The organism is Shewanella sp. MBTL60-007 (assembly GCF_019654915.1).
Taxonomy (GTDB): domain Bacteria; phylum Pseudomonadota; class Gammaproteobacteria; order Enterobacterales; family Shewanellaceae; genus Shewanella.
On record NZ_BPET01000048.1, the window covers coordinates 39,907 to 47,380 of the forward strand.

The following is a 7,474-nucleotide window of genomic DNA, read 5'->3' on the forward strand; positions in this document are numbered from 1 at the left end:
AGGGTTGCCTAAATTAACTTGCTTAGTGAGAGGCGACGACAGTCACTATTGTCTCTTTAAAATCCGCTGCCAACATTGATATACAAAGCGGTGTCCTCTGGACCGCGAGCAACATCGACTCCCATGTGTAAGCCGTACCGCCTTGCTATGGTGTATCTAAAGCCTGCACCGTAAGCATTTTGCATCTCGCTGTCCCACATATCGCGGCTACTCTTGCCTGTGACTCCAGTTCCAGCAAAAGAGAGTAACATCCAGCGAGGGTTTAGCTTCCACATGATTTGTACTTCGCCTGAGCCAACGTTTTGACCCTGATAGCGATTTTTGGGGATGCCACGTAGATGGATAAAGGGGTAGGTGAAAATCGGCAGGCGCCCGTTGCTGTCTATGGTTTGATATTGCAGTTTTAAACCTAAGGTGAGGCTGTTTGATAGCGACCAATAGTTCAGCCCCTTAACATTAAGTGTTTGGTAGTTGTAATCACTACCGAGATCTTTACTAAACCAATCGTATTCGAGCAGGTAATTGTAGCCGCTGGTGGGCATGAAGAAGTTGTTTAAGCTATCGTATTCGGCAATGGCGCCAATCGAGGAGATTTTAGGGGGTCTGTTGATAATATCTGCGAGCCTATCTGCAAGTTCAGGTGGGATATTTTCAAATTCACGGCGACTGCTTAAGTCTAGGCTGACATACTTTTGTGATATCCCAAGAAACAGAGGGCTTTCATCGATACGAAATTGCAGCTTTTGAATAACACCAAAACCCTGCATATTCATGTCTAACGACAAGTCTTGGGCAAAGTCTCTCTGGCTGTAAAAGCTCATATTGATATCGCCATAACCCCCACCGACAAGGTAGCGAATGCTGTCTTCTGCCCAGGTTTGCCTGTGACCTGCAAATGCCATCTTAGTGCCGTTATCTGTTGCGCCAAGGCCAACAACCGAGATCCCCGGCGTTAATAGCTGTGCGCCGCCATCGATTGAGTGAGTGGCAAGCTCTTTACGTGCCTGTTGTTGCTGGGCACTTTCATGTAAAAACATCCCCATAACGGCAATGCCGTTACCCACCGCAGGTTCGGTGATAATCGTTGGGACGGGTAAAAAACCATAGGCGTTTTCTGCAAGGTATTGTCCAGCATCAAAGTAGCCATCGATAGGATCGAAAAACTCAACTGCCGCGATAGTGTCAAATGCTAGAGAGCCTATGATAGCGGCAAGGCTAATGTTGGCTATTTTGTTGATGGGCATACTGTTTTTCTTATAATCTGTGTTTTGCGTATAGTATAAGTTAAAGTATAAAAAGAACAATAAAGTAACAAGTTGATAACTAGGTTGTCAGTGCAGATGGTTATACCCCATGAAATGCGCTTACCACCTTCGCGGATGAGCCTGAATAACGGTTTCAATTTTTAGATGATTCGGCCATCATAGCTACATATCAAGGTGTACCAAGCGTTGGTGGTAGGAATATCAGATGGTTAGCAGAAGTAAGCCTCTTAAGCTATTTGCAGCAATAGTGTTCACTATAGCGAGCTGCCAATTGTTAGCTAAGGATGCCACAGCACAAGGTCGCGAAGCGACACCCACCTTGGAAAGTACGAGAGTTGTTAAAGAGTCCCAAGGGCAAACAGCATCGAGTTCTGATTTGCCTATGGCGCCCCAAGTGGTGAAGTATTACCAGCAGGATTCCCGCTTCAACTACCGTATTGCACTGCTTAACTTAGTGTTAGAGAAAACCGCTGCGAAGTATGGCCTCGCCAAACTGGAGCCTCTAGCGCAGGTGGTCAGCCAGAGTCGCGGTCTGGTAATGTTGCAAGATAACCAGATTGATGTGGTTTTTCTCGCGACAACCAAGCAGCGGGAGCAAAGATTCTTACCTGTAAAAATTCCGATTATGCGTGGGATCTTAGGCTTACGTTTACTGCTTATCCATAGAGATAACATTGAGCGTTTCGCCGCAGTGGCAAACTCTGCAACAAATAGTTTTGGGCAATTTAAGCAGCTTGAGGCTGGCTTTGTATTTCATTGGGCGGATTTGGCTATCTTAGAAAGTAATCATATTCCAGTACAGAAGCAGCCTAACTATGAAAACCTATTTGCTATGCTAAATGCCAAACGCTTTGATTACTTTCCCCGTGGTGTTAATGAAGCCTGGCGGGAACTTGCCGAACATTCAAAAGCCTTTCCAGATCTGGTTATTGATAAACATATCGCACTGCAATATGAATACCCTGTGTATTTTTTCGTGAATAACAACAACGGCGCACTAGCCAAGCGTATTGAGGAGGGGCTACATATGGCGCTAGCAGACGGCTCATTTAATCGGTTATTCTTAAAGCACCATAAAGCGCAGATAAAGCAAGCACAATTGCCCCAACGCAAACTGTTCTACTTAGATAACCCGACGTTGCCGGCGGGTACTCCAGCGATAGATAAAAGCTGGTGGCTGCAGTAGACGATTGCTCATTAGAGTCGTTAACTTCAAGGGCATGTTTAAATGTTAGCGCTTATTCACCTTGAGTTCTGGTAAACTCTATGGCTGTTTAGATTGTGATTTATGTATCAAGTTAAGGAATGCCAGCGTGTCATTTTCATCACTCCCTTTAGGTGACAAACTTCAATGCGTGATTGCACAAAAGGGCTACCAGCAGCCGACAGCGATTCAAGCAGAGGCTATCCCGGCTATTTTAGCTGGCCAAGATATTATGGCTAGCGCACAAACCGGAACCGGCAAAACCGCGGCATTTACCCTGCCATTATTGCAACGCTTGCTCGATAAGGCGGTTGATACCTCCCTACCCAATAAGTTGCCCTCGGCACTGATTTTAGCCCCAACGCGAGAATTGGCTGTACAGGTTAATGCCAACGTCGGTCAATATGCGGCGAATAGTGATATTTCTAGTGTAGTGATCTATGGTGGCGTGAGTATCGATGCACAGGCGACAAAGCTTAAGGCTGGTTGTGACATAGTGGTGGCGACACCGGGCCGCTTATTGGATCACCTTCGTCGCGGCTCATTGAGCCTATCGAGTATCGACTACTTAGTCTTCGATGAAGCAGATCGCATGCTAGACATGGGCTTTATGGATGAAATCAGTGCGATCTTAAAACAGCTGCCGGCTAAGCGTCAGACTTTGCTGTTCTCGGCGACTTTTAGCTCAGCGATTTACGATTTAAGTAAGAAACTCCTGCATAAGCCTTTACGCATAGAAGTCGATAAGGCCAATAGTGCGGCAGAGAGTGTCGAACAGATAGTCTATGCGGTTGATAGCGATCGTAAGACCGAGCTACTCTGTCATTTAATTAACAAGCATGACTGGCATCAAGTGCTTATTTTTAGCCGCAAAAAACAGACCGCAGACAGTATCGCGCAGAAGATGTTAGCAGCAGGGATCGAGACTAAGGCGTTTCATGGTGACTTAGGTCAAGGTGCCCGCGAGCAGGTATTAAACGACTTTAAGCTGGGCAAGATCAAAGCGCTGGTGGCAACCGATGTCGCGGCAAGAGGGCTGGATATCGTTGAGCTTAAATATGTGGTCAACTACGAGATCCCTTTTGTTGCCGAAGACTACATTCATCGTATCGGTCGTACGGGAAGAGCTGGCAGTACTGGTAAGGCGGTAACCCTCTATAGTGAAGATGACGCCTTGCTGCTGGAAGAAGTTGAGACGGTACTGGATAAGCGTTTAGCCCCGCAGTGGCTTACAGGCTTTGAACCCGATCTCACTAAAATGGAGCCCATTAGCCGCAAAAATAGCAAATCTGCTCAGCGCCAAAGAGCAAAGAAACGCGCCTTGGGTGGCGGTAAACGTCGTCGCTAAGTAATAGTAAATAAAGCAGTGCTTAAGCACTGCTTTTTTCGTTTTATAGCGTCGAAGGAGAGTTATTGACAAGTTAATGGATGTTTTTATTGATACTAATCAAAAATATTCTTGGTTAACTATTTCCGCCGTCTCGATTGCTGTAAACTCCGCGCCAACAAAGGCTGTGTTGGTAAGAGTAAATTTTACCAGGCATATTGCTCGCAGGTCACCTGTGTCGTGTTTTGGCATAAGTGGATCTCTCACCCGATATTTTAGTCGGGGCTCTACCTGCCATAGCCTAGTCGCCAACTGAACCCAGTTGGTTTGCCTAATATTTAAGAGATCAAAAGGTTAAAACTATGAAGTCTGAACAGACTCTGCCAAACTCTGCAACTCCTAGCGATTCTATTCTGGATCGTTACTTCAATATTTCTGCCCGTGGAAGTACCTTAAGACGCGAAGTTATCGCGGGTTTTACGACGTTCCTAGCCATGGTGTATTCGGTGATTGTTGTGCCAAATATGTTGGGCGCTGCCGGATTTGATACAGGCGCAGTATTTATTGCGACCTGTTTAATCGCGGCCTTTGGTTCGCTACTGATGGGCTTGTGGGCTAACTTGCCAATGGCAATAGGCTGCGCTATTTCACTTACGGCATTCACCGCATTTAGTATGGTGCTAGGGCAGGGGATCTCTATTCCCGTGACCTTGGGCGCTATTTTCTTAATGGGTGTAGTGTTCACACTTGTGAGCGTGACCGGCGTTCGTCAGTGGGTACTAACCAACTTACCAAAGGGGATCGCTCACGGTACCGGCATTGGTATAGGTCTGTTTCTATTACTGATCGCGACTAACAGTGTGCAGTTAATTGTTGCCAACGACACCGGCCTGCCTGTGGCGCTCGGGGATATTCATAGCCTACCTGTGATCGCGACTATCATTGGCCTTGCGGCGACTATTGGACTTGAACGCCGCGGCATGCCAGGTGGGATCTTATTGGTCATCATTGCGCTATCTGTATTCGGGTTAATATTTGACCCTGCGGTTAAGTTTCAAGGCTTTTTCGCTCTGCCTGATCTGATGTCTGATAAGTCACTTATCGGTCAGCTCGATATTATGGGCGCATTGAACCCTGTGGTGTTGCCTATCGTATTGGCATTGGTGATGACGGCTATTTTCGATGCAACAGGCACGATCCGTGCGGTAGCGGGCCAAGCCGACCTGCTCGATAAGAATGACAATATTATCGATGGTGGTAAGGCTTTAACTTCAGACTCTGTGAGCAGCATCTTTGCTGGCGCAGTTGGTGGTGCTCCTGCCGCCGTTTATATCGAGTCTGCGGCAGGTACGGCTGCGGGCGGTAAGACGGGCCTAACTGCAACGATAGTCGGTGTGTTATTCCTACTAATGATGTTCTTAGCGCCACTTAGCTACCTAGTTCCAGCTTACGCAACAGCACCAGCATTGATGTATGTGGGTCTACTGATGCTAAGCAATGTCACTAAGCTTGATTTTGACGATAAAGTCGACGCGATGGCGGGCTTGACCTGTGCGGTATTTATCATTCTAAGCTGTAATATCGTAACGGGTATTATGTTGGGCTTTGTGACCTTAGTGATTGGTCGTCTATGCAGCGGCGAATGGCGTAAGCTTAAGCCTGGCGTGCTCGCCATTACCTTAGGTTTAGTGGTGTTCTACATGGGCGGCTGGGCAATTTAAGCACCATCGCTTTAGCCATACGATATAAAAGCCAGTCCTCAGTGACTGGCTTTTTTGTCTGCGTTTATTAACCATTAGTGCTGAGTCGGTTTGACAGGTATTCACCGACTGCACGATTATCAATGAGGCTTGGATTGCTAGATCAATACGTCTCACGGATAACACGAACTAAGGGGTTAAACATCAAGATTGTTGGGCGCCGTGAAAGAAGCTATGAAACTGGAAATAGAGAAGGGCTGTGCACAGTCACGATTGCCTAGAAGCAAAGCTACGAGACTCAAAGCTCGCTAGCCAATATTGCTGAGCATGAGTCGATAATAGGCTGAGTGAGGCATTATATAAAGGTTAATGTAATGAATTTTAAAGATAAAAAAGCCAGTCACAACAGCGACTGGCTTAGTTAAAACCGTGACTCGATTTGAGGCGGTTTTAGAAGATTAGATGCGCAACACCTGCGATAACAGGAAGAGTTACGAGTGTTCTTAGGATGAAGATAACGAACAGCTCAAGGAAGTTAACTGGGATCTTACTACCAATCAGTAGTGCACCCACTTCGCTCATATAGATAAGCTGAGTCACAGACAAGGTCGCGATAATAAAGCGAGTCATATCTGATTCGATAGAGCTTGCTAGGATTGCTGGAATAAACATATCCGCATAGCCAACCATAATAGTCTTAGAGGCCGCAGCCGCTTCCGGAACTTGTAATAGCTCTAGTAGCGGAATAAAAGGCATGCCTAAGTATTCAAAGATTGGAGTGAACTCGGCAATCATCAGCGCGATAGTACCTATACCCATTACTACAGGGATCACACCAAAAATCATATCGACCACATTCTTCATGCCATCAATGAGGGTGTGCTTAACGCCGCCAGCTTGCGAAGCCTTGGTTAGCGCCTGATGTAGACCCCATGAGAATACACCGTGGCCCGCTGGAATGGTTTCATCGTCAGCGTGGCGAGGCGTTTCATCGACATAAAGATCTTTCTTCCAAGATAGCGGTGGCAGCTTAGGAACGACGATCGCCGCAACAAAACCAGCAAGACACACGGTCAAGTAGAAAGGCACGAAAAGATGCTCTAGTTGGACCTGAGAAATAACCACTAACGAGAAGGTAATCGATACAGCAGAGAAGGTGGTACCGATAACGGCTGCTTCTCTTTGAGTGTAGAAACGGGCTTCATACTGCTTGCTGGTCATCAAAATACCAACACTACCATCACCTAACCATGAGGCCATACAGTCGATTGCGCTGCGACCCGGTAGGTTAAAGATAGGGCGCATCACTTTAGTTAGCATGGTACCTAGCAGTTCAAGTAGACCGAAGTTCAGCAGTAGTGGCAGTAACATACCCGCGAATAAAAAGACTGAAAATAGTACAGGTAGTAGATCGTTAAGTACTAACGCGCCAGTGCTACCTGAACGGATAGCTTCAGGGCCAACATCTAAGAATGTCAAAGCGATAAAAATTGCACCCAATATACGCACGACTAGCCAGATAGGGCTTACGTTAAAGAGCGAGTTAAAAAAACGGTTCTCAACAATCAATTTTGGCTTTAATAGCTTTGTCACTAGCGAAGCGAAAGCGGTGAAGATAACAATGGCTGTTACGATACCGACGAGTACGTTGCTTAAAAGGTTTTGTAAGCCTTTTGAGATGATAGCGATAGGGATCGTCAGTGCATCTTGATAGCTGATAGGCATCATAAACAGCAGCAGACCAATCAAAGATGGCACGATGAACGTGAGTATTGTTTTTATATTATGGGTTTGTTTTTCTGACACTTTCTCTACACCCTAAATAGCGAGTTTTTGCTTAATGTGACGATAAATAGACGTCTATGCATCAACAGAAATATTATTGAATATCCATTCAACTGTTAGTTGGCGAGGTCGTCGCCTTAAAACATCGAAACAAAACGATTCAGTAATTCAATAGTGATATTCACTACTGCCG

5 protein-coding genes are annotated in these 7,474 nt (G+C 46.1%); 3 read left to right on the forward strand and 2 right to left on the reverse strand.

Going from position 1 to position 7,474, the window contains the following annotated elements; all coding sequences use genetic code 11:
* Nucleotides 1–56: 56 nt before the first annotated feature.
* Entirely contained in the window at nucleotides 57–1,244 is a 1,188-nt protein-coding gene (locus tag K5Q92_RS17260; RefSeq protein ID WP_259649616.1) for a BamA/TamA family outer membrane protein, read from the reverse strand.
* 226 nt (nucleotides 1,245–1,470) lie between these two features.
* Between K5Q92_RS17260 and K5Q92_RS17265 the strand changes: the two genes are divergently transcribed.
* From K5Q92_RS17265 to K5Q92_RS17275, 3 genes are all read left to right on the forward strand, one after another.
* Nucleotides 1,471–2,451 (forward strand): hypothetical protein, encoded by a 981-nt coding sequence (locus K5Q92_RS17265; RefSeq protein WP_220770156.1) that lies wholly within the window; start codon nucleotides 1,471–1,473, stop codon nucleotides 2,449–2,451.
* 127 nt (nucleotides 2,452–2,578) lie between these two features.
* On the forward strand, nucleotides 2,579–3,817 hold the full coding sequence (locus tag K5Q92_RS17270; RefSeq protein WP_220770157.1) for a DEAD/DEAH box helicase: 1,239 nt from the start codon (nucleotides 2,579–2,581) through the stop codon (nucleotides 3,815–3,817).
* A 341-nt stretch (nucleotides 3,818–4,158) separates the two neighbouring features.
* On the forward strand, nucleotides 4,159–5,517 hold the full coding sequence (locus K5Q92_RS17275) for an NCS2 family permease (protein ID WP_220770158.1): 1,359 nt from the start codon (nucleotides 4,159–4,161) through the stop codon (nucleotides 5,515–5,517).
* A 429-nt stretch (nucleotides 5,518–5,946) separates the two neighbouring features.
* Here K5Q92_RS17275 and K5Q92_RS17280 read toward each other — a convergent pair whose 3' ends face one another.
* Entirely contained in the window at nucleotides 5,947–7,302 is a 1,356-nt protein-coding gene (locus K5Q92_RS17280) for a YjiH family protein (protein WP_220770159.1), read from the reverse strand.
* Nucleotides 7,303–7,474: the final 172 nt, after the last annotated feature.